A 24,122-nucleotide genomic window follows, 5' to 3' on the forward strand; every position below is an offset into this window, starting at 1 on the left:
TAGACTCGCCCGCATGAGCGACTCCCCTGCACCCGCCGTGGTGTTCATCGGCGCCGGCCCCGGCGCCGCCGACCTGATCACCCTGCGCGGCGCGCAACGCCTGACCGCCGCCCGCGTGGTGCTGTTCGACGCGCTGACCGACCCGGCGCTGCGCGACCTGGCACCGCTGGCCGAATGGATCGACGTGGGCAAGCGCGGCTTCGACTACGCCGAGCTGCAGGCCAACATCAACGCCCTGCTGGTGCGCCATGCACCCGGCGGCGGCGTGGTGCGCCTGAAGGGCGGCGACCCCAGCGTCTTCGGCCGGCTGGAAGAGGAAATGCAGGCGCTGCAGGCCGCCGGCTTCGGCTACGAGGTGGTGCCCGGCGTCACCTCGGCGCTGGCCGCGGCTGCCCAGGCCGGCCGCCCCCTCACCCGCCGCGGCAGCGGCCGCAGCGTCAGTCTGACCACCGCCATGACTCACCTGGGCCGGCTGCAGGCCACGCGCACCGCCGACACCGAGGTGTTCTACATGGCCGGCCGCCAGCTGGCCGAGTTGTCGGCCCGGCTGCGCGAGGCCGGCTGGCCCGATGCCGAGCCGGTCAGCGTGCACTCGCGCGCCGGCTGGCCCGACGCCCTGCTGACCCAGCACACCGTGGCCACGCTGGGCGAGGCCGCCGCCACCCACGCCGGCCGCCCGGCGGTGGTGACCGTGGGTGCCGGCGCCGCCCCGGTGCAGGCTGCTGAACCCGCCAAGACCCCGGGGCTTGAGCACCATCAAGCGGCCGGCCACGGGCCGGCCCCTTAAAATCCGCGTTTTGCCGTCGCAGCGTGGGGCCAGCGCGGGCCCGCCACGCCGCGCCACCGGCCGACACCTGTTTCACCCTCTCACAGCCTCCAGAGCGTTCCACACCATGACCCACGTCGTCACCGAAGCGTGCATCCGTTGCAAGTACACCGACTGCGTCGATGTGTGCCCGGTGGATTGCTTCCGCGAAGGCCCCAACTTCCTGGCCATCGATCCCGACGAGTGCATCGACTGCGCCGTGTGCATCCCCGAGTGCCCGGTCAACGCCATCCTGCCGGAAGAAGACGTGCCCGGCGACCAGCAGCAGTACATCGCGCTGAACGCCGAGCTGGCCAAGGGCTGGCCCAGCATCACCAAGCGCAAGGCCGCGCTGCCCGACGCCGACGAGTGGAAAGACCGCAAGAACAAGCTGTCGGAACTCGTCCGCTGATCCTGCCCTCGTGACCACGGCCGCACCGATCGAGACCGATGCGCTGGTCATCGGCGCCGGCCCGGTGGGCCTGTTCGCGGTGTTCGAGCTGGGCCTGCTGGAGCTGAATGCCCAGGTGGTCGACGCCCTGCCCCATGCGGGCGGCCAGTGCGCCGAGCTCTACCCCGACAAGCCGATCTACGACATCCCCGGCCTGCCGGCCACCACCGGCCGCGAGCTGGTGGACCGGCTGGTGCAGCAGGCGGCGCCGTTCAAGCCCGGCCTGCACCTGGGCCAGCTGCTGGCCACGCTGCAGCGCAACCCCGATGGCCGCTGGCTGGCGGGCACCGACCAGGGCACGCAGTTCCTGGCCCGCGTGGTGGTGATCGCCGCCGGCGCCGGCGCCTTCCTGCCGCGCAGCATCGCGCTCGACGGGCTCGAGCGCCACCTCGGCCGCCAGATCACCTACCGCCTGGACGACGCCGCCACCCTGGCCGGCCGCCAGGTGCTGATCGTGGGCGACGAGGACGTCGCGCTCGAACAGGCCATCGCGCTGGCCGAGGCCCCTGCCGCGCAGCGCCCGGCGCGCATCACGCTGATCCACCGCCGCGAGGCCTTCCGCGCTGCGGCCGGCACGCTGGCGCGCTTCCAGACGCTGCGCCAGCAGGGCGCACTGCACTTCGTGGCCGGGCAGCCCGCGGCCCTGGTGGAGGCCGATGACGGCCGCCTGCAGGCGCTGCGCCTCATGCCCCCCACCGGCGAGGCCATCGACCTGCCCTGCGACCAGTTGCTGATCCGTATGGGCCTGAGCCCGCGCCTGGGACCGATCCACGACTGGGGCCTGGCGCTGGAGCGCAAGCAGTTGGTGGTGGACACCGCCCGCTACCAGACCGCCGAGCCGGGCCTGTACGCGGTGGGCGACATCGTCACCTACCCCGGCAAGCGCAAGCTGCTGCTCAGCGGCTTCCACGAGGCCACGCTGGCGGCCTTTGCCGCTGCCGCCCATGTGCGGCCGGGCGAGCCGGTGCACCTGCAGTACACCACCACCAGCCCGCGCCTGCATGCGCTGCTGGGCGTGGCGCATCCGCCACGCTGAACGACGCAAAGCCCTGCCCCACGCTGCGCAGCGGTGGGCTGGCTTCACGTCTCCGACATAATCCGCGCCGCTGACCGGCCCCGCGCGGGCCGCCAGCGCAATCGCTAGGGGTGTTGCATGGCTTGCGCCGTGCGACTGAGAGAGTCCCTTTGAACCTGATCGAGGTAATCCTCGCGTACGGGAAGCGACCTGCACCAGCGCACCCGGCATCCGTGTTCTCTCCCGCGGGGTGCGCCCAGCCAGTGTTCGTGTACCCGTGATCGCTGCAGATCTCTGCAAAGGCATCACGATGGCATCCATCCACCACCACCCGCTCCGCCGCGCCGCCGGCGGCCTTCGACCCCTGGCGCTGGCCGCCGCCACGCTGTGCGCGCTGAGCGCCACGGCGCAGGACGCAGCCCAGACCGTCACCATCAACGGCCGCGCCAGCGCTGCGCAGCCAGCCAGCGTGTCAGGCTTCGGCGACGTGCCGCTGTCTCGGCTGCCGATCTCGGCCACGGTGATCCGCGCCGACCAGCTGGCCGACGCCGCAGTCTCGGGTCTGGGCGACCTGACCCGCCTGGACGCCGGCGCCACCGACGCCTACAACGCCCCCGGCTACTGGAACCAGCTGGCGGTGCGCGGCTTCACGCTGGACAACCGCTTCAACTACCGCCGCGACGGCCTGCCGATCAATGCGCAGACGGTCATCGGCCTGGAGAACAAGCAGGCGCTGGAGCTGCTGAAGGGCACCAGCGGCCTGCAGGCCGGCACCAGCGCGCCGGGCGGCCTGCTGAACCTGGTGGTCAAGCGCCCCAAGGCCGGCCAGCGCAGCGCCACGCTGAACTGGGAGAACCCGGGCACGCTGGGCGCCGCGGTGGACATCGGCGACCGCGCCGGCGCCCAGGGCGAGCTGGGCTGGCGCCTGAACGCCGCCACCGAGCAGCTCGACCCCAGTACGCGCAACGCCCGTGGCCACCGCTGGCTGTGGGCCGCCGCCGGCGACCTGCGCCTGGCCGGCGGCACGCTGATCGAGGCCGAGATCGAGTTCAGCCGCCAGAGCCAGCCCAGCACCCCGGGCTTCAGCCTGCTGGGCAGCACGCTGCCCAGCGCGGCCAGCATCGACCCGCGCCTGAACCTCAACCGCCAGCCCTGGACGCTGCCGGTGGTGATGGACGGCCGCACCGGCTCGGTCCGCGTCACCCAGCCGCTGGGGGTCGACCTGCAGCTGGTGGCCCAGGCCATGCGGCAGCGCCTGGACAGCGACGACCGCATCGCCTTCCCCTTCGGCTGCAGCAAGGCCGACGACTACACCCGCTACTGCGCCGACGGCACCTATGACCTGTACGACTTCCGCAGCGAGGGCGAGCGCCGCACCAGCGACGCCGCCGACCTGTCGCTGCAAGGCCGCGCCACCACCGGCACGGTGACGCACCAGTTCAACGCCGGTCTGCTGTTCGCGCGCTATGCCACGCGCTTCGGCCGCCAGACCTACCAGTGGGTGAGCAACGACGACGGCATCTACCAGTACCGCGAAGCCGCGCCCAATGCCGAACCCAACGACGACAGCACCAACCGCCGCGAGCGCTCGGTGGAACTGCACCTGCAGGACCAGCTGAACCTGACGCGCGACCTGAGCGCCTGGATCGGCCTGCGCCACACCCGCCTGCACCGCGAGAGCCGCTACACCGCGCCCGGCGACCCGCGCGCCACCGCCTACGACCAGGGCCTCAGCACGCCCTGGCTGGCGCTGAGCCAGCAGCTGGGCAACGGCCGCACCGCCTACCTGAGCTGGGGCCAGGGCGTGGAGAGCGAGGTGGCGCCCAACCGCGGCCGCTACACCAATGCCGGCCAGGCCCTGCCAGCCCTGAAGAGCCGCCAGCTCGAAGCCGGCTACAAGGTCAGCGGCCGCAGCCTCGACTGGCACCTGGCTGCCTTCGACATCCACCGCCCGGTGTGGAGCGACGTCGCCGTGGCCAGCGGCCTGCCCACCGACAGCTGCAGCAGCAGCGCCCCCTGCCGACGCCAGGCCGACGGCTCGGCCCGCCACCGCGGCCTGGAGGCCGAGGCCGAATGGCGCAGCGGCGACTGGGCGCTGCGCGGCAGCGCCATGGCCCTGCACGCGCGCCGCGAAGGCTCGGCCGACACCGCCGCCAATGGCAAGCAGCCCACCAACGTGCCGGCCCTCAGCCTGAAGGCCCAGGCCGCCTACAACGTGGCCGCCGTGCCCGGCCTGGCGCTGCTGGGCTTCGTCACGCACGAGGGCGAGCGCCAGGTGCTGCCCGACAACAGCATCGCCACGCCGGGCTGGACGCGCATCGACCTGGGTGCGCGCTACACCCAGCGCCTGAACGCCGGCACCACGCTGGTGTGGCGCCTGGGCGTGGACAACGTGGCCGACCACCGCGCCTGGAAGGAAGCGCCGTATCAGTACGGCCACGCCTACCTGTATCCGCTGGCACCGCGCACCTGGCACGCATCGCTGCAACTGGCGATGTGACGAAGCCGGATAGTTTCATGCTATAGTGCTAGCTTCGATTCCCCGATAGCTCAGTCGGTAGAGCGCCGGACTGTTAATCCGTAGGTCCCTGGTTCGAGCCCAGGTCGGGGAGCCAAATCGAAGCCGGTTGCTGATGCGGATTCATCAGCACCCAACACCCATACCGAACATTTCCCCGATAGCTCAGTCGGTAGAGCGCCGGACTGTTAATCCGTAGGTCCCTGGTTCGAGCCCAGGTCGGGGAGCCAGCACACAAGGCCCTTGCAGCGATGCAAGGGCCTTTTTGCTTTGCGCGCGGGTAATCCCTGAACTCGCCTGACTTGCGTCAATCCGCGATCGGCTCTTATTATCGACCGAACGGTCGGTCAACGATTTGTTGACCTGTCGCAACCCCCTTCCACCGGACCGCAGACACCGCATGACCCGTCCCGACCCGTCCGCCCCCGCGGCCTCACGGCTTGGCTCCCCCGCCTCGACCGACGCCACCGCGCTGGCCGAGCGCGTGCGCGACGCCATGTGGGCCAACGACCACGCCGTGCGCGGCCTGGGCATGCAGGTGGTGGCGGTGGGCGCCGGCACGTCCACCGTGACCATGGCCGTGCGCCAGGACATGGTCAACGGCCATGACCTGTGCCACGGCGGCCTGATCGCCACGCTGGCCGACTCGGCCTTCGCCTACGCCTGCAATGCCTACAACGAGGTCACGGTGGCCTCGGGCTTCGCGATCGAGCTGCTGGCGCCCGGCAAGCTGGGCGACGTGCTCACCGCCGTGTGCCACGAGGTGAACAAAAGCGGCCGCACCGGCGTCTACGACGTGGAAGTGACCAACCAGCACGGCACGCGGGTGGCACTGTTCCGCGGCCGCTCGCACACCTTCGTCGGCAAGCCCGTGGCGGCGGACTGAGCCACCCCCACCCCGCCACTGCCGCCCATTGCCCCCGAACCGCCCCCGCCAGGAGACCCCGCCCATGCCCGTCAAGCGCCCCGAGCCCGGTTCGCTGGAACCGATCGAGACCGCCAGCCGCGACGAACTGGCCGCGCTGCAACTGCAGCGCCTGCAGTGGAGCCTGCAGCACGCCTACGACAACGTGCCGCACTACAAGGCCGCCTTCGATGCCAAGGGTGTTCACCCGTCGGACTGCAAGACGCTGGCCGACCTGGCGAAGTTTCCGTTCACCACCAAGGGTGATCTGCGCGCCAACTACCCCTTCGGCATGTTCGCCGTGCCGCGCACGCAGGTGTCGCGAGTGCACGCCTCGTCGGGCACCACCGGCAAGCCCACGGTGGTGGGCTACACCGCAAAGGACATCGACACCTGGGCCAACCTGGCCGCGCGCTCGATCCGCGCGGCCGGCGGCCGGCCCGGCGACATCGTGCACGTGGCCTATGGCTACGGCCTGTTCACCGGCGGACTGGGCGCGCACTACGGCGCCGAGCGCCTGGGTTGCACGGTGATCCCGATGTCGGGCGGCCAGACCGAGAAGCAGGTGCAGCTGATCGAGGACTTCAAGCCCGACATCATCATGGTCACGCCCAGCTACATGCAGGTGATCATCGAGCACTACGAGCGGCACGGCATGGACCCGCGCGCGATGAGCCTCTCCGTGGGCATCTTCGGCGCCGAGCCCTGGACCGAGGCCATGCGCGCCGACATCGAGCAGCGCGCCGCCATCGACGCGGTGGACATCTACGGCCTCAGCGAAGTGATGGGCCCCGGCGTGGCCAGCGAGTGCGTGGAAAGCAAGGACGGCCCGGTGATCTGGGAAGACCACTTCTACCCCGAGATCATCGACCCGGCCACCGGCGAGGTGCTGCCCGACGGCAGCGAGGGCGAGCTGGTGTTCACGTCCTTGAGCAAGGAAGCGATGCCGGTGATCCGCTACCGCACGCGCGACCTGACGCGGCTGCTGCCGCCCACCTCGCGCGGCATGCGCCGCATGGGCAAGATCGTGGGCCGCAGCGACGACATGCTGATCATCCGCGGCGTGAACCTGTTCCCCACCCAGGTAGAGGAGCTGGTGCTCAAGCAGGGCCAGTTGGGCGGGCAGTACCAGCTGGTGGTCACACGCGAAGGCATCCTCGATGAGGTGGCCGTGCATGTGGAACTGCTGCCCGAGCACCGCAACACCGACCCCGACGCCGTCGCCCGCGAACTGCAGCACCACATCAAGAGCCTGATCGGCGTGAGCACCCGCGTGCACGTCGGCCAGCCCGATTCGGTCGAGCGCACCCTGGTCGGCAAAGCCCGCCGGGTCGTCGATAAGCGCCCCAAGTAAGCAAAGGGATCACGCATGTACACCCAATCACTCGACACCAGCCCGCGCGAGGAGCGCAAGGCCGTCCGCTCGGCTGAAGAAGCCCAGCTCGAGGCGCGCTTCGAGGCCCGCATCGACGAAGGCGGCTTCATCGAGGCCAAGGACTGGATGCCCGACCACTACCGCAAGACCCTGGTGCGGCAGATCAGCCAGCATGCGCATTCCGAGATCGTCGGCATGCTGCCCGAGGGCAACTGGGTCACGCGCGCGCCCACGCTCAAGCGCAAGGCCATCCTGCTGGCCAAGATCCAGGACGAAGGCGGCCACGGCCTGTACCTGTATGCCGCCGCCGAGACCCTGGGCACCAGCCGCGACCAGTTGCTCGATGCGCTGCACAGCGGCAAGGCCAAGTACAGCAGCATCTTCAACTACCCCACCCTCACCTGGGCCGACATCGGCGTGATCGGCTGGCTGGTGGATGGCGCGGCCATCATGAACCAGGTGCCGCTGTGCCGCTGCAGCTATGCGCCCTATGCGCGGGCCATGATCCGCGTGTGCCGTGAGGAAAGCTTCCACCAGCGCCAGGGCTACGACAGCCTGCTGGTGATGATGCAAGGCGGCACGCCCGAGCAGAAGGCCATGGTGCAGGACGCGGTGAACCGCTGGTGGTGGCCCTGCCTGATGATGTTCGGCCCGCCCGATGGCGAGAGCGTCCACAGCGCGCAGAGCATGCGCTGGGGCATCAAGCGCATCAGCAACGACGAGCTGCGCCAGAAGTTCATCGACGCCACCGTGCAGCAGGCCCAGGTGCTGGGCGTGACCCTGCCCGACCCCGACCTGAAGTGGAACGAAGAGCGTGGCCACCACGACTTCGGCGCCATCGACTGGGACGAATTCTGGCGCGTGGTGGGCGGCGAAGGCCCCTGCAATCAGGAGCGTCTGGGCATGCGCATCAAGGCCTGGGACGACGGGGCCTGGGTGCGCGACGCCGCACTGGCCCACGCCCGCAAGCAAGCGACCAAGGAGCAAGCAGCATGAGCGGCAACGACAAACAACGCGACGCGGACGAGCGCCGGGCCGCTCCCAAGCCGGCCGCGATCCCCTCGGGGGATCGGCCGACGTACCCGTCGGACGAGGGGCGCCAGGAATGGCCCCTGTGGGAGGTGTTCGTGCGCAGCCGCGCCGGCCTGGACCACAAGCACTGCGGCAGCCTGCACGCACCCGACGCCAAGATGGCCCTGCAGATGGCCCGCGACGTCTACACCCGCCGCCAGGAAGGCTGCAGCGTGTGGGTGGTGCCGTCCAGCCAGATCGTCGCCAGCGACCCCGGTGACAAGGACATGTACTTCGACCCGATGGAAGACAAGGTGTACCGCCACCCGACCTTCTACAAGCTGCCGACCGAAGTCGACCACATGTAAGGCCGGGTCATGACTGCCTCCATCCAACTGCAACACAGCCCCCGGCTCACGCACCTGCTGCGCATCGCCGACACGGCGCTGATCCAGGCGCAGCGCCTGTCGGAGTGGTGCGGCCACGCGCCCATCCTCGAAGAAGACATCGCGCTGACCAACATCTCGCTCGACCTGATCGGCCAGACGCGCGGCCTGCTCACCCACGCCGGCCAGCTGCATGCCCAGGGCGGTGGCGCGGCGTTCGACGAAGACCAGCTGGCCTTCCTGCGTGACGAGCGCGACTACCGCAACCTGACGATGGCGGAACTGCCACGCGGCGACTTCGCCTTCACCGTGCTGCGCAACCTGTTCCTGGGCACCTGGCTGAAGCTGCAGTGGGAACGTCTGCGCGACAGCAGCGATGCCGAACTGGCGGCGATTGCCGGCAAGGCACTGAAGGAAGCGCGCTACCACCAGCAGCACGCGGCCGACTGGGTGCTGCGCCTGGCCGATGGCACGGATGAATCGCGCCAGCGCGTGCAGGCGGCGCTGGCCCAGCTGGCCCGCTACATCCCCGAACTGTTCGCCGACGATGCCGCTGACCAGGCAGCATCCGCCAACGGCTGGGGCCCCGCCCGCACCGCGCTGCGCGAGGCCTGGGAGGCCGAGGTGACGGCCGTGTTCAGCGAATGCGGCCTGACTCTGCCAGCTGCGACCAAGTTCGTCAGCACCGCCAGCAACGGCGTGCACACCGAGCACATGGGTCGCATCCTGGCCGAGATGCAGTACCTGCAGCGCGCCTATCCGAACGGCGTGTGGTGAGCATGTGCGGCGCCGAGGTGATCAGCAAGGTCGAAGCTGCCTGGCGCGTGCTCGACCAAGTGCCCGACCCCGAGGTGCCGGCCATCTCGGTGCGTGATCTGGGCATCGTGCGCGACGTGCTGCTGGGCGATGACGGCGATCTGACCATCGTCGTCACGCCCACCTACAGCGGCTGCCCGGCAACCGAGGTGATCAACCAGTCGATCACCGATGCGCTGGCCGAGGCCGGCCTCGGCCCGGCGCGCGTGGAGCTGCGCCGCGCCCCGGCCTGGACCACCGACTGGATCAGCGAAGCCGGCCGCGAGAAGCTGCGCGCCTACGGCATCGCCCCGCCCGGCCCGGCGCTGGCCGAGGGCGAGCAGCCCATCCGCTTCATGGCCCGGGCCCCGGCGATCGCCTGCCCGCGCTGTGGCAGCCAGCAGACCGAGCGCCTGTCGGCCTTCGGCAGCACGGCCTGCAAGTCGCTGTACCGCTGCATCGCCTGCCGCGAACCCTTTGAACACTTCAAACCCATATGAGCACTCCGCTGTTTCATGACCTGACGGTGCGCCGCATCGAGCCCGACACGGCCGAGGCCGTGATCGTCACCTTTGCGGTGCCGGATGCGCTGCGCGAGGTGTTCGGCTTCACGCAAGGCCAGTACCTGACGCTGCGCGCCACCATCAACGGCCAGGACCTGCGCCGCTCATACTCGATCTGCGCCGGCGTGGACGACGGCGAGCTGCGCGTGGGCGTGCGCAAGGTCAAGGGCGGGCAGTTCAGCAACTGGATCCACGAGTCGCTGCAGCCCGGCGCCACCGTGGCCGTGATGGCGCCGCAGGGCCGCTTCTTCGTGCCCATCGAGCCCGCCAGCGCCCGCCACCATGTGGGCATCGCCGGCGGCAGCGGCATCACGCCCATCCTGTCGATCATGAAGACCGTGCTGGCGCGCGAGCCGCACAGCCGCTTCACGCTGATCTACGGCAACCGCACGCTGCAGTCCACGATGTTCAAGGAAGAGCTCGAGGACCTGAAGAACCGCTACCTGACGCGGCTGAGCCTGCACCACGTGTTCAGCGACGAGCCCACCGACGCGCCGCTGAACATGGGCCTGATGAACCGCGACAAGCTGGGCGAGTTCCTGCGCAGCGTGGTGCCGGCAGCCGGCATCAGCCATGCCTACATCTGCGGCCCGTTCCAGATGAACGACGAGGCCCAGGCCGCGCTCCTGGCGGCCGGCGTGCCGGAAGAGCGCGTGCACATCGAGCGCTTCGGCGTGGCGCCCGGCGCCACCGGTACAGATGGCCAGGCCGTGGGTGCCGTGGTGCACGAGGCGCGCCCGGGCGATGCCGAGCAGTCGCGCGTGGTCGTCATCCGCGACGGCCTGCGCCGCGAGTTCGACTTCCGGCGCGAGCAGCCCAGCATCCTGGATGCCGCCTCGGCCGCCGGGCTGGAGATGCCCTTCTCGTGCACCTCGGGCGTGTGCGGCACCTGCCGCGCCAAGGTGCTGGAGGGCGACGTGCGGCTGGAGCGCAACTTCGCGCTCGACAAGAGCGAACTGGCCGCCGGCTTCGTGCTGTGCTGCCAGGCGCATCCGATCACGCAGCACGTGGTCCTGTCCTTCGACGAGCGCAGCTGACCCGGATGGGACGCGGACGCTCCGCCGGCTACGACGACCAGCGCGAGATGATCCTCGCGCGGGCCGGCGAACTGTTTGCCAACCGCGGCTATGCCGCCACCTCGATGAACCAGGTGGCCGAGGCCTGCGGCCTGAGCAAGGCCACGCTCTACCACTACTACCGCGACAAGTACGCGTTGCTGGTGCAGATCGCCGAGGGCCATGTGCAGCGCCTGCATGCGCTGGTGGCCGAGGTGGAGGCCGAAGGCTTGGGCCCTGAGCCGCGCCTGCGCCGGCTGATCCAGCGCTTCGTGGCCGAGTACGCCGATGCCCAGCATGCCCACCGCGTGCTGACCGAGGACGTGAAGTTCCTGGAGCCCGAGGATGCCGAGCGCGTGCTGGGCCTGGAGCGCGAGGTGGTGGCCGGCATGACCCGTGCCGTGGTGGCCGTGCGCCCTGACCTGGCCGGCGAGCAGATGCCCAAGCCGCTGACCATGCTGCTGTTCGGCATGATCAACTGGATGTTCACCTGGATGCGCCCGGACCGCGGCCTGAGCCACGAGGCCATGGCGCCCATCGTGGCCGATCTGTTCCTCGGCGGATTGCCAGCCGTGAAACCGCCTATCTGAGCGCCCCCGCCACCCTGCTACAAACGGCCGCGCCCCTTCCCCTCTTCAGCTTGCACGAGACCCCGCACCATGAGCCTTTCCGCCAACGCCTGGATCATCGACGGCATCCGCACCCCCATCGGCCGCTACGGCGGCGCGCTGGCCGGTGTGCGCACCGATGACCTGGGCGCCATCCCGATCCGCGCGCTGATCGAGCGCAACCCCGGCGTTGACTGGGCCGCCGTGGACGACGTGATCTACGGCTGCGCCAACCAGGCCGGCGAGGACAACCGCAACGTGGCCCGCATGGCGGCACTGCTGGCCGGCCTGCCCACCGACGTGCCCGGTGCCACGCTCAACCGCCTGTGCGGCTCGGGCCTGGACGCCGTGGCCATGGCCGCGCGCACCATCGCTGCGGGCGACGGCCAGCTGATGATCGCCGGCGGTGTGGAGAGCATGACCCGCGCCCCGTTCGTGATGGGCAAGGCCGACAGCGCCTTCTCGCGCACGGCCAAGATCGAGGACACCACGATCGGCTGGCGCTTCGTGAACCCGGCGATGAAGGCGAAATACGGCATCGACTCGATGCCCGAGACCGCCGAGAACGTGGCGCAGGAGTTCGGCATCGCCCGTGCGGATCAGGACGCCTTCGCACTGCGCTCGCAAACGCGCTGGCAGGCCGCGCACGAGGCCGGCTTCTTCAGCGGCGAGACGGTGCCGGTGGCCCTGCCCACCAAGAAGGGCGACCCGGTGATGTTCACCACCGACGAGCACCCGCGTGCCACCACGCTGGAGGCACTGGGCAAGCTCAAGGGCGTGGTCAAGCCCGATGGCAGCGTGACCGCCGGCAACGCCTCCGGCGTCAACGACGGCTCGGTGGCGCTGCTGCTGGCCGGTGATGCCGCGGTCGAGAAGTACGGCCTGAAGCCGCGCGGCCGCGTCGTCGGCTGCGCCGTGGCCGGCGTGCCGCCGCGCATCATGGGCATCGGCCCGGCCCCGGCCACGCAAAAGCTGCTGGCCCGCGTGGGCTGGTCGCTGGACAGCGTGGACGTGATCGAGCTGAACGAGGCCTTCGCCGCCCAGGGCCTGGCCGTCACCCGCCAGCTGGGCCTGGCCGACGACGATGCCCGCGTCAACCCCAACGGCGGCGCCATCGCCATCGGCCACCCGCTGGGCGCCTCGGGCGCGCGCCTGGCCCTCACCGCGCTGCGCCAGCTCGAGCGCACCGGCGGCAAGCGGGCGATTGCGACGATGTGCATTGGCGTCGGCCAAGGCATCGCCATGGCCATTGAACGCGTTTGATCCCCACCTGAACGGAGACAAGACATGAACATCAAGCATCTGATCGCCGCCGCAGCCGCGGCCCTGGTCGCCGGCAGCGCGCTGGCCGACATCACCGTGGGCGTCACGGTCTCGGCCACCGGCCCGGCGGCCAGCCTGGGCATCCCCGAGAAGAACACCGTCGCGCTGATGCCCAAGACCATTGCCGGCGAGAAGGTCAACTACATCGTGCTGGACGATGCCAGCGACACCACCGCCGCGGTGGCCAACACGCGCAAGCTGATCACCGAGCACAAGGTCGACATCATCCTGGGCTCGACCACCACGCCCAATTCGCTGGCGATGATCGACGCCGTGGCCGAGGGCAAGACGCCGATGATCTCGATGGCCGCCTCGGCGCGCATCGTCGAGCCCATGGACGACAAGCGCAAGTGGGTGTTCAAGACGCCGCAGAACGACATCATGATGTCACTGGCCATTGCCGAGCACATGGCCAACGCGGGCGTCAAGACCGTGGGCTTCATCGGCTTTGCCGACGCCTATGGTGAAGGCTGGTTCCAGGAGTTCGGCAAGGCCGCCGGCCTGAAGCGCCTGAACGTGGTGGCCAGCGAGCGCTATGCCCGCAACGACACGTCCGTCACCGGCCAGGTGCTCAAGCTGATGACGGCCAAGCCTGACGCCATCCTGATCGCTGGCTCGGGCACGCCCGCTGCGCTGCCGCAGAAGACGCTGAAGGAGCGTGGCTACACCGGCAAGATCTACCAGACCCACGGCGTGGCCAACGCCGACTTCCTGCGCGTGGGCGGCAAGGACGTGGACGGCACCATCCTGCCCTCGGGCGGCGTGCTGGTGGCCGATCAGCTGCCGGCCAACCACCCGGTGAAGAAGAGCGCCATGGCCTATGTGGCCGCCTACGAGGCCGCGCATGGCAAGGGCTCGGTCAGCACCTTCGGCGCCCACGCCTGGGACACCGGCATCCTGATGCAGGCCGCCGTGCCGGTGGCGCTGAAGAAGGCCAAGCCGGGCACGCTCGAGTTCCGCGCCGCGCTGCGCGACGCGCTGGAGCAGACCAAGGAAGTGGCCGGCGCGCACGGCATCTTCAACATGTCGCCCAACGACCACCTGGGCCTGGACCAGCGCGCCCGCGTGATGGTGCGCATCGAGAACGGCCAATGGAAGTTCGTCCCCTGATCCCCGCCCCACGCTGAGCACCCCACGATGTCCACTTCCGTTCTCCAGAGCTTCATCGCCGGCCAATGGATCGGCCAGCAGCCGGCGCAGACGCTGCGCAGTGCCGTCACCGGCCAGCCGGTGTATGCCACGCATGCGGAAAGCCTCGACTTCGGCGCCGCCGTGCAGCACGCCCGCACGGTGGGCGGCCCGGCGCTGCTGAAGCTCGACTTCCAGCAGCGCGCGCAGATCCTGAAAAGCCTGGCCAAGCTGGTGCTGGAGAAGAAGGAGGCGCTGTACGCCATCTCGGCCCACACCGGCGCCACGCGCGCCGACGGCTGGGTGGACATCGAGGGCGGCTCGGGCACGCTGTTCGCCTATGCCAGCGTGGGCGGCAACGAGCTGCCCTCGGGCAACGTGGTGCACGAAGGCCCGGCGCAGTCGCTCGGCAAGACCGGGCGCTTTGCCGGCAGCCACATCCTGGTGCCGCGCCGGGGCGTGGCGGTGCACATCAATGCCTTCAACTTCCCGGTCTGGGGCCTGCTGGAGAAGTTCGCGCCCAGCTTCCTCGCTGGCATGCCGGTGATCGCCAAGCCGGCCAGCGCCACCAGCTATCTCACCGAGGCGGTGGTGCGCGTGATGCTGGACAGCGGCCTGCTGCCCGAAGGCGCGCTGCAGCTGGTCATCGGCGGCACCGGTGATCTGCTCGACCGGCTGGATGGCCAGGACGTGGTCACCTTCACCGGCAGCGCCGACACGGCCGCCAAGCTGCGTGTGCACCCGAACCTGGTGCGCCACAGCATCCCGTTCAACGCCGAGGCCGACAGCCTGAACTGTTCGATCCTCGGCCCCGATGTGGCGCCCGGCGACGAGGCCTTCGACCTCTACGTCAAGGAGCTGGTGCGCGAGATGACGGTCAAGGCCGGCCAGAAGTGCACCGCCATCCGCCGCGCCATCGTGCCGCGTGAGCGGCTGGATGCCGTGGCCCAGGCCGTCTCGGCGCGCCTGGCCAAGGTGGTGATCGGCGATCCGGCGGCCGAGGGCGTGAAGATGGGGGCGCTGGCCTCGCATGCGCAAGCCGCCGACGTGGCCGAGCGCGTGGCGCTGCTGCGCCAGGGCGCCGAAGTCGTCTACGACGGCAACCCGACGCTGAAGCCGGTGGGCGACGGCACGGCCGAGGGCGCGTTCTACGCCCCGGTGCTGCTGGCCTGCCACCACCCGCTGGCCACCGACGTGGTGCACGATGTCGAGGCCTTCGGCCCGGTGTCCACGCTGTTGCCGTATGACGACCTGGACCAGGCCGTGGCCATTGCCGCGTGCGGCCGCGGCAGCCTGGTCGGCTCGCTGGTCACGCGCAGCCCGGCGGTGGCGGCCCAGGTGGTGCCGCAGCTGGCGGCCTTCCACGGCCGCGTGCTGGTGCTCGACCCCGAGGCCGCACCCGAATCCACCGGCCACGGCTCGCCGCTGCCGGGCTTGAAGCACGGCGGCCCGGGCCGCGCCGGCGGCGGTGAAGAGCTGGGCGGTCTGCGCGCCGTCAAGCACTACCTGCAGCGTGCGGCGGTGCAGGGCTCGCCGACGATGCTCACCGCCGTCACCGGCGAATACGTGCGCGGCGCGGCACGCCTCGAGACCGAGGTGCACCCGTTCCGCCGCCATTTCGAGGATCTGCAGATCGGCGAGAGCCTGCTCACGCACCGCCGCACGGTCAGCGAGGCCGACATCGTGGCCTTCGGCGGCCTGTCGGGCGACTACTTCTACATGCACTTCGACGAGATCGCGGCCAAGGACAGCCCGTTCGGCAAGCGCATCGCGCACGGCTATTTCGTGCTGTCGGCGGCCGCGGGCCTGTTCGTCAGCCCGGCGCCGGGGCCGGTGCTGGCCAACTACGGGCTGGACACGCTGCGCTTCGTCAAGCCGGTGGGCATTGGCGACACCATCCAGGCGCGCCTGACCGCCAAGCGCAAGATCGACCGGCTGAAGGTCGACGCCAAGGGCCAGGGCCAGGGCGTGGTGGCCTGGGACGTGGAAGTGACCAACCAGCTCGGCGAGTTGGTGGCCAGCTACGACATCCTGACCCTGGTGGCCAAGTGGCCGGTGGCGGCGGGCACCGCCTGAGCGGCCGGTCGGGCCTCGCGCGGGGCCTCGGGTGATCCACGGGCGAGGCCGCCGTGCGCAGCGGGCCGGAAAGCACCGACAATGCGCGCTGATCTTTTTCCAGCGCGCCGCCGACCGAAGCGGCCCCCGACATGTCCGATCTGCCCCTGACGCCCGGCTCCGACCAGGCGAGCGCCGCCCCCGCACCCGTGGCGGCCCCTGCGGAAACCACGCCCCCGGCCCCGGTGGCGATCACGCCCGAGGCCGCGCCAGCCGCCGTCGACGCGGCCGCTGAAGCCCCGGCCGAGGCTGAGACCGGCGCCGACGTCGGAGACGAAGCCGCCGCAGCAGCAGCCGCCGCCCCCGAGGGCCAGACGGCCCCGAAGCGCCAGGACGTGGACCTCGAAGCCGTGGCCGCCGCGCTGAAGCAGCATTTCCCGGCGCTGTTCGGCAACACGCCCAAGCCGATGAAGCTGCGCATCCAGGCCGACATCCAGGCGCGTGCGCCCGGCGTGTTCACCAAGCGGGCGCTGGGCGTGTTCTTCCACCGCTACACCGGCAGCACCAACTACCTGATCGCGCTGTCGCAGGGCACCGAGCGCTTCGACCTCGACGGCCAGCCGGCCGGTGAACTGAGCGAGGAGCACCGCACCCTGGCCACCGAGGAGGTGGCCCGTCGTCGTGCACTGCGCCGCGAGCGTGACCAGCAGATGCGCCAGAACCGTGCCGGCGAACGCGCTGGCCAGGCGCCGGCCGGCGAACGCGGTGGCGAACGTGGCGAGCCCCGCCGCCCGCCGCGCGGTCCGCGCCCGCAGCCCGGCGCCGCGGCACCGGCCGGCGCGCCGGCTGCGGCCGCCGACGGCACCGCCCGCCCACCGCGTGGTGAGCGTCCCCCGCGCGCCGACGGCGCCGCCCGCGGCCCGCGCACCGAGCGTGGCGAGCGCCAGGACCGGCCGCCCCGCGGCGACCGCCCGGCCCGTCCCGAGCGCGGCGAACGCGGCGACCGCGCCGCCCCGCGTGGCGACCGTCCGGCCCGTGCCGACCGCCCCAACGGCCCCAACGGCCCCAACCGCCCCGATCAGCGGCCCCAGCGGCCCGACGCCGCCGCCCGCCACGAGCGCGCGCCGCGCCATGACCGCCCGCGCGGCCCCGAGGCCGACCCGATCGACAGCCTGCCGCTGCCGGCCGATCCGGCCGAGCGCGCCGCCTTCGAGGCGCGCCGCCAGCGCGCCTCGCTGCTGCGCGACTTCGAGACCAGCCCGCTGTCGCCGGCCAATTTCTGCGTGCTCAAGCGCCTGAGCCCGGCCGATCTGGAGGCCCAGCTGGCCCAGGCCCGCAGCGAGCGCGCCGAGCGCTCGGGCCGCCCGGCGCGCTGAGGGCGCCGCAGGCCACGCCGGGTGCCCGCAGGCATCCGGCGCGCACCTGGCGCTCCAGCGGCGCCGGCCTGCCACCTGCAGCGCAGCCCGATGGCCCGAATTGCGGGCCCTTGCGCCGCCAGTTCCCGGCATCGCCCGGCGCGGCCGGTGCGGGCGCCGGCATGGCACTGAATTGCACTGTGTCTGCCATGTAATCCCCGTGTGAACTGGCTTCAGTTTCGAGGCCAGTTGCCGACTTCGCATCGCGGCGCAATTTCTAGACTGACGTCTCCGGCAAAGCCTGCCGACCGAAGACACGTCCGTCATGAGCTCCCTCGATGTCACCGCGCTGACCACCACCCAGGTGGCCGCGCTCACCGCCACCCAGCTGCAGGGCCTGGACACCGCGTCCATCGCCGCACTGAATGCCGAGCAGCTGGCCGTGCTGTCGGCCTCGCAGCTGGCCGCGCTGACCGCGCGTCAGGTGGCGGCCATCGGCGCCGACCGCATCGGGGCCATCGACGCCACGGCGCTGGCCGCGCTGACGCCCACCACCTTCGCCAGCCTGGGCACGGCCCAGATCGCCGGCCTGGCCACGCAGCAGGTGGCCAGCCTGGCCACGCGGCAGCTGGCCGCCATGACCAGCGCCCAGGTGGCGGCGCTGGACGTGACCCAGCTGGACGCCTTGCAGACCAGCCAGATCGGCGCCTGGACGGCCAAGCAGTCGGCCGGCCTCAGCGCCACCCAGGTGGCCAGCCTGGAAACCAGCCAGGTGCAATCGCTGGGTGCCGCCGCCGTCGGCGCGCTGGCCACGTCGGCGGTGGCCGCGCTGTCCACCGCCCAGATCGGCGTGCTGGCCAGCAACCAGGTGGCCGCACTGGGCAGCCAGCAGGTGCAGGCCCTGCAGACCGAGCAGGTGGCCGCGCTCAGCTCGGTGCAGGTGGCCGCACTCACCACCACCGCGGTGCGCGCGCTGCAGAGCGAACAGGTGGCCGCACTGTCCACCGACAGCGTGCCCGGCCTCACCAGCCGCCAGGCCTCGGTGCTGGATGCGGTGCAGGTCAGCGCGCTCACCACCACGCAGCTGGTGGCGCTGGGCAATGCCACGGTGGCGGGCCTCAGTTCCACCGCCGTGCGCGCGCTCGACACCGACGCCCTGGAGGCCCTGGCCGCCGACGGCAGCACCCCGCTCACCGCGCGCCAGGTGTCGCAGCTCAGCACCACCCAGGTGGCGGCGCTGTCGGCCACCGCGCTGGACGCGCTGACCACCACGCAGGTGGCCGCCCTCACCAGCGCCCAGGTGGCGGCGCTGGACGGCACGCAGGTGCAGGCCGTGCTGGACCAGTCGCTGCCGGCGCTGAGCACGGCCGCCATCGCCGGCCTGGCCACCGCCGAGGTGGCCGCGCTGGACACCGACACGCTGTCGCGCCTGACCGCCCGCCAGGTGGCCGCGCTCACCACCGCCCAGGTGGCCGCGCTGAGCCAGGAGACGCTGGCCGCGCTGACCGCCACGCAGGCGGCGGCGCTCACCTCGACGCAGCTGGCGGTGCTGAGCGTCGACCAGGCTGAGGCCCTGCAGCCCGGCGCCGTGGCCGCGCTGGGCACGGCCGCGCTGCGGGCGCTGGGCACGGCCCAGCTGGCCAGCTTCAGCGCCGAGGACTTCGCGGCGCTCACGCCGCGCGAGGTGGCGGCGCTCACCAGCACCCAGATCGCCGCGCTGTCGCCCGAGCAGGTGGGCGCGCTGAGCTCGGCCGCCGTGGCGGCGCTGTCCACCACCGCGATGCGCGCGCTGTCGGCCGAGGCGCTGAACGGCCTGGCCGAAGGCTCGGTCGGCGCGCTGGCCGCCCTCACCAGCGTGCAGCTCAATGCGCTGTCCACGCGCCAGGTGACGGGCCTGTCCGACGAGGTGCTGCACCGCCTGAGTTCGGTGCAGTGGGCCGCGCTGGGCAGCGCGCAGATCGGGGCGCTGACCTCGGCGCAGATCGCCGCACTGGAGACCTTGCCGTTCGCGGTGATGGCCACCGCCGCGGTGCGCGCCCTGTCCACCGGCCAGCTGGCGGCCATCGACGCCGAGGACCTGGCCGCCATGGGCACGCGCCAGGTCTCGGCGCTGAGCCCCAGCCAGCTCAGCGTGCTGGGCACCGACACGCTGTCGGCGCTGAGCGCGGCCCAGGCCGCCGCACTGGGCAGCGCCCAGGTGTCGGCACTCGGCACCGCCCAGCTGGCCGCCCTGCCCACCCAGGCCATCGCGGCGCTCAGCACCGCGGCCATCAAGGCCCTGGCCACGGCCCAGCTGGCGGCCTTCAGCGATGACGACTTCGCCGCCCTCGGCTCGCGCCAGGCCGCCGCGCTGACCAGTGCCCAGGTGGCCGCGCTCAGCGTCGAGCAGCTGGGCGCCATGCGCGACAGCAGCCTGGCCGCGGTGTCCACCGCCGCGGTGCGCGCACTCAGCCCCAGCCAGCTCAATGCGCTGATCCTGCACGACGGCAGCCCGCTGAGCACCGCCCAGGTGGCGGCGCTGACCACCGCGCAGGTGACGTCGCTGGACAGCGAAGCACTGGCCGCCTTCGGCAGCGCGCAGCTGGCCGCGCTGGGCGCCACGCAGATCGCCGCGCTGGGCACCGCGCAGATCGCCGCCCTGACCCCCGACGCCGTGGCCGCGCTGGGCACGGCGGCGATGCACGCGCTCAGCAGCGCGCAGCTGGCCGCGCTGAGCCAGGACGACCTGGCGGCGCTCGGCACGCGGCAGATCGCCGCGCTGTCGGGCACGCAGCTGGCCGGCCTGTCCACCGACGCGCTGGCCGCACTCAGCACCCAGCAGGTCAGCGCGCTGGGCAGCAGCCAGCTGGCCGCACTGAGCAGCACGCAGCTGGCAGCGATCACGCCCGAGGCCCTGTCTGCACTGGCCACGGCCACGGTACGCGCGCTGACCACCGGCCAGCTGGCGGCGCTGACGGCCGAGCAGTGGCAGGCCCTCACCCCCAACCAGGTGGCGGCCCTGGCCTCCTCCCAGCTGGCACGTCTGCCCGATGCGCTTCTGGACAGCCTGACCACCACCCAGGTGCAGGCCCTGACGTCCAGCCAGATCACCGCGCTGTCGCCGGCCCAGCTCACCGGCCTGAGCGTGGAGTCGCTGGCCGCGTTGAGCACCGCGGCGCTGCGCGCCCTGACCACCGCCCAGGTGGCTGCGCTGAGCGGCGACGCGCTGGACGCGATGGGCTCGGCCCAGCTGCAGGTGCTGGGCTCGGCGCAGCTGCGCGCGCTGTCGTCCACCGCGCTGGCGGCCCTGGATGCCGAGACGCTGCAGGCCCTGTCGGGCACCGCGCTGCGCGGCCTGGGCTCGGCCCAGCTGGCGCAGCTGAGCGTGGCGCAGGTGCAGGCCCTGGGCAGTGCCCAGCTGGCCGCGCTGGGCACCGGCCAGGTGGCCTCGCTCAGCGAGACCACGCTGGCCGCGCTGACCAGCGCCCAGGCGCCGGGCCTCACCTCGGCGCAGCTGAACGCGCTGAGCACCGACCAGATCCTCGACCTGCAGTCGTCCACGCTGATGGCCCTGTCGCCCACGGCGATGGCGGCCCTGGGCACGCGGCAGATGATGGCCATCGTGGCCCATGAGGCCGGCGTGCTGGGCACGGCCCAGGTGGCGGCGCTCACCTCGGCCCAGGTGGCCGCGATGAGCCAGGACAGCCTGCACAGCCTGGGCTCGAGCAACCTCGCGGCGATCAGCGCCCGCGGCCTGGCGGGGCTCACCACCGCCCAGCTCAACGGCATGTCGGCCGAAGACCTGGGCTGGCTGCTGCCCAGCCAGCTGGCGGCGCTGAGCACCAGCCAGATCGCCGGCCTGGCCACCGCCACGCTGGCCAGCCTGGGCACCGCGCAGCTGCATGCGCTGGGCTCGCAGCAGGTGGCCGCGCTGGGCACCGGCCAGGTGGCCGCGCTGGTCACCGACGCGGTGGCCGCGCTGGCCCCCACGGCGCTGGCCGGCCTGGGCAGCGCGCAGTGGCAGGCGCTGTCGCTGCCGGCCATCGACGCGCTGGGCACGGCCCAGCTGGCGGCGCTGTCGTCCAGCCAGCTGGCCTGGCTGAACACGGCCCAGCTCAATGCGCTGGACGGCCTGCAGGTGGCCGCGCTGGGCACCAGCGCGCTGCGCGGCCTGAGCACCCTGCAGATGGCGGCGATGGAGACCGCCGACCTGGCGGCTTTCACCGCCGGCCAGGTGGCCGCGCTGGGCAGCAGCCAGCTGGCCGCACTGGGCGCCGCGCAGTGGGCCGCGCTCAGCACCAACGGCGTGGCCGCGCTGTCGGCCAGCATGCTGTCGCAGCTGACCACGGCCCAGCTGGCCGCCTGGACCACCGCGCAGTTCGGCGCGCTGGGCAGCGCCCAGCTGGCCGCGCTGGGCCCCACGCAGCTGGTGGCACTGGGGTCGGACGACGTGGGCGCGCTGTCGACGGCCGCACTGGTGGCGCTGGGCAGCGCCCAGTCGGCCGCGCTGGATGCCAGCCACGTGGCCGCGCTGGGCAGCACGCAGATCGCCGCAGTGCAGGCCAGCGTGCTGAGCGGCTGGAGCACCGCCCAGCTGGCCGCGCTGACCAGCAGCGGCGCCGCCGGCCTGGCCACGGCGCAGATCGCCGGCCTGTCGGTGCAGCAAGTGCAGGCCCTGGGCACGGCCGCGCTGGCGGCCCTGGGCTCGGCCCAGCTGTCGGCCCTGGGGGCCGACGACGTGGCCGCCCTCAGCGCCGCGCAGAGCCGCAGCCTGGCGCTCACCGCGGTGGGCGGGCTCAGCACCACGGCACTGCATGCGCTGTCGGCCGCCGACCTGGCCGAATTCGCCACCGGCCAACTGGCCCGCCTGGGCCGCGACCAGATGGCCAGCCTGGTGGACGAGCAGATCGACGGCCTGGCCGCAGAGCAGCGGGCGGCCTTCACGGCGACGCAGATCGCGGCGCTGTCCACCACCACCATCGCCGGGCTGGACGCGGCCACGCTGCAGGGCCTGACCCGCATCCAGGCCGCCGGCCTGACCGCGGCGCAGGTGGCCGCGCTGTCGCCCACCCAGGTGGCCGAGCTGGGCACCGCCGCGCTGGCCGGCCTGACGCTGCAGGCCGTGGCCGCGCTGGGCCACGAGGCGGTGTCGGCGCTGGCCACGGCGCAGCTGGCCGCGCTGTCGCCGCTGCAGATCTCGGCGCTGGGCACCACGGCGATCAGCGTGCTGGAGGCCGGCGACGCCGCGGCACTGAGCTACTACCAGGCCATGGGCTTGAGCGCGGCCCAGGTCGATGCGCTGTCCACCGCCGCCATCGCCGCGCTGAGCACGGCCGCCATCCGGGGCCTGGACGCCAGCGCCGTGGCCGGCTTCAGCCACGAGGACGTGCTGGCCCTGTCCATCGCCCAGGTGGGTGCCCTGACGCCCGCGCAGATGGCCGCACTCGACCAGGACGCCGTGCACGCGCTGAGCGCCCAGCAGGCCAGCGCACTGAACCGCCTGCAGGTGGCGCAGATGACGGCCGGCCAGATCGCCGCGCTGGAGCCCGAGGCCTTCGCGGCACTGAGCACGGCCGCCGTGGCCGGTCTGTCGGCCGACGCGCTGGGCGCGCTGAGTTTTGGCGAGGTGCTGGCGCTCAGCTCGGCCCAGCTGGGCGCGATGTCGGCCACGCAGCTGGTGGCGCTGGGCCCCGATGCCTTCGGCCTGCTCGACAGCACCCAGTTGCAGGGCCTGAGCACGCAGGCCCTGGGCACGCTGACGGCCTACGGCATGGTGGTCACCGGGCTGACGCCGTCGCAGCTGTCCACGCTGAGCACGACGCAGATCGCCGCCATCGACGCCGCGGCCATCGGCGCCTTCACCACGGCGCAGATCCGCGGCCTCACGGTCGACCAGGTGGCCGCGCTGTCGCCGGTGCAGGTCAGCGCGCTGTCCACCGCCGACCTGGCGGCTTTCACCACCGCCCAGGTGGCGGCGCTGGGCACCGACGACCTGGCCGCCCTGACCGATGCCCAGCTCGACGCGCTGGACCTGGCCACGCCCATCGTGCTGGACCTCTCGGGCCTGGGCATCCAGACCGTGGCCGCGCCCAGCGGCAACAGCTTCGACATCAACGCCACCGGCAGCACGGCCCAGCATGGCTGGACCGGCAGCGGCGCCGGCCTGCTGGCGCTGGACGTCAACGGCGACGGCCTGATCAACGACGGCAGCGAGCTGTTCGGCGGCGGCACGCGCCTGGCCAGCGGCGCCCGCGCCGTCACCGGCTACCAGGCGCTGGCCGAGCTGGATGGCAACCACGACGGCCGCATCGACGCCAGCGACACGCGCTACGCCGAGCTGAAGGTGTGGGTGGACGGCGACGGCGACGGCCAGACCGACCTGGGCGAGCTGCGCGGGCTGGTGGACCTGGGCATCGCGTCGCTGAGCCTGGATGCCAGCGCCTCGACCCGCACCGACCAGGGCAACTGGCTGGGCCTGGTGTCGAGCTACACCACCACCGACGGCGCCAGCCACGAAATGGCCGACGTGTGGTTCAGCAAGAGCGGCAACGGCAACACCGGTGCCGCGGCTGCGCCGGCGCTCGGCGACCTGCTGGCCGCACCGGCCGACCTGCTGCCCGGCTGGTCCGGCGGAGAGACCCAGGGCACGGCCACGGCGCAGGCGACCACCGCGGCGGGGTCGGCCGGATCGGCCACCACGCCCCAGGCCGGCGACGCCGACGCCTGGGCCTGGACCTCTCGCCAGGCCAGCGTCGACGAGGAACTCGCGGCGCAGCAGCGCTGGCTGATCTGAGGC

Annotated in this window: 17 protein-coding genes, 2 tRNA genes and 1 riboswitch; all 19 genes read left to right on the forward strand. The window is 72.1% G+C overall.

Annotated features, from left to right (window positions below; all coding sequences use genetic code 11):
- Positions 1-13 precede the first annotated feature (13 nt).
- Positions 14-787: a uroporphyrinogen-III C-methyltransferase gene (gene cobA / locus AACH10_RS19815; RefSeq protein WP_341412217.1), complete on the forward strand. Its 774-nt coding sequence runs from the start codon at positions 14-16 to the stop codon at positions 785-787.
- 106 nt (positions 788-893) lie between these two features.
- A complete protein-coding gene (gene fdxA, locus AACH10_RS19820) occupies positions 894-1,217 on the forward strand; it encodes a ferredoxin FdxA (protein WP_341412218.1) in 324 nt (107 codons plus the stop codon).
- Between the two features lie 10 nt (positions 1,218-1,227).
- Positions 1,228-2,292 carry an NAD(P)/FAD-dependent oxidoreductase gene (locus AACH10_RS19825; protein WP_341412219.1) on the forward strand — a complete coding sequence of 355 codons (1,065 nt, stop codon included), beginning with the start codon at positions 1,228-1,230 and terminating at the stop codon, positions 2,290-2,292.
- Between the two features lie 96 nt (positions 2,293-2,388).
- Positions 2,389-2,492, forward strand: a riboswitch (TPP riboswitch).
- An 89-nt stretch (positions 2,493-2,581) separates the two neighbouring features.
- Complete coding sequence (locus tag AACH10_RS19830; RefSeq protein WP_341412220.1) at positions 2,582-4,771, forward strand: TonB-dependent siderophore receptor; 2,190 nt, start codon at positions 2,582-2,584, stop codon at positions 4,769-4,771.
- 39 nt (positions 4,772-4,810) lie between these two features.
- Positions 4,811-4,886 (forward strand) — tRNA-Asn (locus tag AACH10_RS19835).
- Positions 4,887-4,943: 57 nt separating this feature from the next.
- Positions 4,944-5,019 (forward strand) — tRNA-Asn (locus AACH10_RS19840).
- 266 nt (positions 5,020-5,285) lie between these two features.
- Positions 5,286-5,675, forward strand: coding sequence for a hydroxyphenylacetyl-CoA thioesterase PaaI (gene paaI / locus AACH10_RS19845; RefSeq protein ID WP_341412330.1), 390 nt, complete (start codon positions 5,286-5,288; stop codon positions 5,673-5,675).
- Between the two features lie 64 nt (positions 5,676-5,739).
- Positions 5,740-7,047: a phenylacetate--CoA ligase PaaK gene (gene paaK / locus AACH10_RS19850; protein WP_341412221.1), complete on the forward strand. Its 1,308-nt coding sequence runs from the start codon at positions 5,740-5,742 to the stop codon at positions 7,045-7,047.
- Between the two features lie 15 nt (positions 7,048-7,062).
- Positions 7,063-8,064, forward strand: a complete 1,002-nt coding sequence (gene paaA / locus AACH10_RS19855) for a 1,2-phenylacetyl-CoA epoxidase subunit PaaA (protein ID WP_341412222.1) — start codon at positions 7,063-7,065, stop codon at positions 8,062-8,064.
- A 59-nt stretch (positions 8,065-8,123) separates the two neighbouring features.
- Positions 8,124-8,447: a 1,2-phenylacetyl-CoA epoxidase subunit PaaB gene (gene paaB, locus AACH10_RS19860; protein ID WP_341412331.1), complete on the forward strand. Its 324-nt coding sequence runs from the start codon at positions 8,124-8,126 to the stop codon at positions 8,445-8,447.
- A 9-nt stretch (positions 8,448-8,456) separates the two neighbouring features.
- Positions 8,457-9,242 carry a 1,2-phenylacetyl-CoA epoxidase subunit PaaC gene (gene paaC / locus AACH10_RS19865; protein ID WP_341412223.1) on the forward strand — a complete coding sequence of 262 codons (786 nt, stop codon included), beginning with the start codon at positions 8,457-8,459 and terminating at the stop codon, positions 9,240-9,242.
- 2 nt (positions 9,243-9,244) lie between these two features.
- Positions 9,245-9,760 (forward strand): 1,2-phenylacetyl-CoA epoxidase subunit PaaD, encoded by a 516-nt coding sequence (gene paaD / locus AACH10_RS19870; protein WP_341412332.1) that lies wholly within the window; start codon positions 9,245-9,247, stop codon positions 9,758-9,760.
- Positions 9,757-10,860, forward strand: a complete 1,104-nt coding sequence (gene paaE, locus AACH10_RS19875) for a 1,2-phenylacetyl-CoA epoxidase subunit PaaE (protein ID WP_341412224.1) — start codon at positions 9,757-9,759, stop codon at positions 10,858-10,860. Before paaD ends, paaE begins: the two co-directional genes overlap by 4 nt.
- Before the next feature lie 5 nt (positions 10,861-10,865).
- The gene (locus AACH10_RS19880) at positions 10,866-11,468 is read left to right on the forward strand and encodes a TetR/AcrR family transcriptional regulator (protein ID WP_341412225.1); all 603 of its coding nucleotides are present in this window, start codon (positions 10,866-10,868) and stop codon (positions 11,466-11,468) included.
- A 69-nt stretch (positions 11,469-11,537) separates the two neighbouring features.
- Entirely contained in the window at positions 11,538-12,749 is a 1,212-nt protein-coding gene (pcaF, locus tag AACH10_RS19885) for a 3-oxoadipyl-CoA thiolase (protein ID WP_341412226.1), read from the forward strand.
- A 24-nt stretch (positions 12,750-12,773) separates the two neighbouring features.
- Positions 12,774-13,919: an ABC transporter substrate-binding protein gene (locus AACH10_RS19890; protein WP_341412227.1), complete on the forward strand. Its 1,146-nt coding sequence runs from the start codon at positions 12,774-12,776 to the stop codon at positions 13,917-13,919.
- A 27-nt stretch (positions 13,920-13,946) separates the two neighbouring features.
- Positions 13,947-16,013: a phenylacetic acid degradation bifunctional protein PaaZ gene (gene paaZ / locus AACH10_RS19895; protein WP_341412228.1), complete on the forward strand. Its 2,067-nt coding sequence runs from the start codon at positions 13,947-13,949 to the stop codon at positions 16,011-16,013.
- A 131-nt stretch (positions 16,014-16,144) separates the two neighbouring features.
- A complete protein-coding gene (locus AACH10_RS19900; protein WP_341412229.1) occupies positions 16,145-17,368 on the forward strand; it encodes a ProQ/FINO family protein in 1,224 nt (407 codons plus the stop codon).
- A gap of 304 nt (positions 17,369-17,672) precedes the next feature.
- Complete coding sequence (locus tag AACH10_RS19905; protein WP_341412230.1) at positions 17,673-24,119, forward strand: beta strand repeat-containing protein; 6,447 nt, start codon at positions 17,673-17,675, stop codon at positions 24,117-24,119.
- Positions 24,120-24,122: the final 3 nt, after the last annotated feature.

This window comes from Pseudaquabacterium inlustre, assembly GCF_038066595.1.
In the GTDB taxonomy this organism is placed as follows: Bacteria; Pseudomonadota; Gammaproteobacteria; order Burkholderiales; family Burkholderiaceae_C; genus Pseudaquabacterium; species Pseudaquabacterium inlustre.

Coding starts and splice junctions, on each gene's coding strand:
- cobA (WP_341412217.1), top strand. CDS start 14: ATGAGCGACTCCCCTGCACCCGCCGTGGTGTTCATCGGCGCCGGCCCC.
- paaD (WP_341412332.1), top strand. CDS start 9,245: ATGTGCGGCGCCGAGGTGATCAGCAAGGTCGAAGCTGCCTGGCGCGTG.
- paaE (WP_341412224.1), top strand. CDS start 9,757: ATGAGCACTCCGCTGTTTCATGACCTGACGGTGCGCCGCATCGAGCCC.
- AACH10_RS19905 (WP_341412230.1), top strand. CDS start 17,673: ATGAGCTCCCTCGATGTCACCGCGCTGACCACCACCCAGGTGGCCGCG.
- paaI (WP_341412330.1), top strand. CDS start 5,286: ATGTGGGCCAACGACCACGCCGTGCGCGGCCTGGGCATGCAGGTGGTG.
- fdxA (WP_341412218.1), top strand. CDS start 894: ATGACCCACGTCGTCACCGAAGCGTGCATCCGTTGCAAGTACACCGAC.
- AACH10_RS19880 (WP_341412225.1), top strand. CDS start 10,866: ATGGGACGCGGACGCTCCGCCGGCTACGACGACCAGCGCGAGATGATC.
- AACH10_RS19900 (WP_341412229.1), top strand. CDS start 16,145: ATGTCCGATCTGCCCCTGACGCCCGGCTCCGACCAGGCGAGCGCCGCC.
- pcaF (WP_341412226.1), top strand. CDS start 11,538: ATGAGCCTTTCCGCCAACGCCTGGATCATCGACGGCATCCGCACCCCC.
- paaC (WP_341412223.1), top strand. CDS start 8,457: ATGACTGCCTCCATCCAACTGCAACACAGCCCCCGGCTCACGCACCTG.
- AACH10_RS19830 (WP_341412220.1), top strand. CDS start 2,582: ATGGCATCCATCCACCACCACCCGCTCCGCCGCGCCGCCGGCGGCCTT.
- AACH10_RS19890 (WP_341412227.1), top strand. CDS start 12,774: ATGAACATCAAGCATCTGATCGCCGCCGCAGCCGCGGCCCTGGTCGCC.
- paaZ (WP_341412228.1), top strand. CDS start 13,947: ATGTCCACTTCCGTTCTCCAGAGCTTCATCGCCGGCCAATGGATCGGC.
- paaA (WP_341412222.1), top strand. CDS start 7,063: ATGTACACCCAATCACTCGACACCAGCCCGCGCGAGGAGCGCAAGGCC.
- paaK (WP_341412221.1), top strand. CDS start 5,740: ATGCCCGTCAAGCGCCCCGAGCCCGGTTCGCTGGAACCGATCGAGACC.